This is a genomic window from Flavobacterium sp. ACAM 123 (assembly GCF_000264055.1).
GTDB lineage: Bacteria > Bacteroidota > Bacteroidia > Flavobacteriales > Flavobacteriaceae > Flavobacterium.
This window is the reverse complement of the sequence record NZ_AJXL01000231.1, coordinates 1-964: the sequence shown is the minus strand read 5'-3', so window position 1 is coordinate 964 and position 964 is coordinate 1. Positions and strand designations below refer to the sequence as shown.

3 protein-coding genes are annotated in these 964 nt (G+C 27.5%); all 3 read left to right on the top strand.

The features are described from left to right. The first annotated feature begins 239 nt into the window (after positions 1–239). On the top strand, positions 240–398 hold the full coding sequence (locus A3SG_RS21785; RefSeq protein WP_016991456.1) for a hypothetical protein: 159 nt from the start codon (positions 240–242) through the stop codon (positions 396–398). An 11-nt stretch (positions 399–409) separates the two neighbouring features. Further along, positions 410–565, top strand: coding sequence for a hypothetical protein (locus A3SG_RS21780; RefSeq protein ID WP_016991455.1), 156 nt, complete (start codon positions 410–412; stop codon positions 563–565). A gap of 85 nt (positions 566–650) precedes the next feature. Then, positions 651–806 carry a hypothetical protein gene (locus tag A3SG_RS21775; RefSeq protein ID WP_016991454.1) on the top strand — a complete coding sequence of 52 codons (156 nt, stop codon included), beginning with the start codon at positions 651–653 and terminating at the stop codon, positions 804–806. Positions 807–964 lie beyond the last annotated feature (158 nt).

The following is a 964-nucleotide window of genomic DNA, read 5'->3' as shown; positions in this document are numbered from 1 at the left end:
TTTTTTTAAAATGTAATTTGGCCAGATTATAAGGGATTGCTTCAGCTGCATTGTAACCCTTTAAAAAAAAGCAGAGCATAAGGTTTTAGATAAAGCTAATTTGTTCCTCAATAAACAAAGCAAGACGGAATATACAGAAGCCGAAAAAAAGAATGTATTAGAAAGAAAGTTCTCGAGAAACTTTTTTATAAAAAATGTTTAATCTTGCCTGTTATTAGACAGGTTTTAAAAACTTAAAAATGAATCTAGATAATTTGAATTTAGTTGAGCTTAATCATGTCGAAAAAATTGTAATCGAAGGCGGTGGTAAAGTAGGAACATTAATAAAAATAATAAAAAAAGCAGGACACGAAACCGCCGATTTCTTCAGAGGTTTGTATGATGGTTTTACAGATTAATTTAAGATAACATGAGAAATTTAACTTTAGAAGAGACTATCAATATAAATGGTGGTCACAAAGGAAAAGCATACCAAGCTGGAAAAGCTGTTGCAAATGCTATAGAAAGTGCTTATAACCACGTTGCAGATTTTTGTACTGGTTTGTGGGATGAAATAACAAGCTAACAAAATTTAAAAACTTAGTTATTACGAGAAAATTAAGTTTTAGAATATTACTTCAGCTATTTAAAAATTTATAAACAATAATAATATGAATGATTTAACACATTTAGAACTTTTAAATATTGATGGCGGTTGCAACAAGTGTAATAACGCAGGTAAAACTGTCGGTAAACTAATTAAAGCAACAGGTGTAATTGAACTAGCAAATGATATTTATGATGAAGTTTCATCATGGTTTGATTAATAACAATAATAACCCCAAATATTAGAAATAATATTTTGGGGTTTAAACCCACATTATGAGATTAATATCATTTTTATTTGATAAAAAATTACATTTTGAAGAAACGTTAATGAATCCAACAGAGATTTTAAAGTTTACTTTAATTAATTATTTTAAAA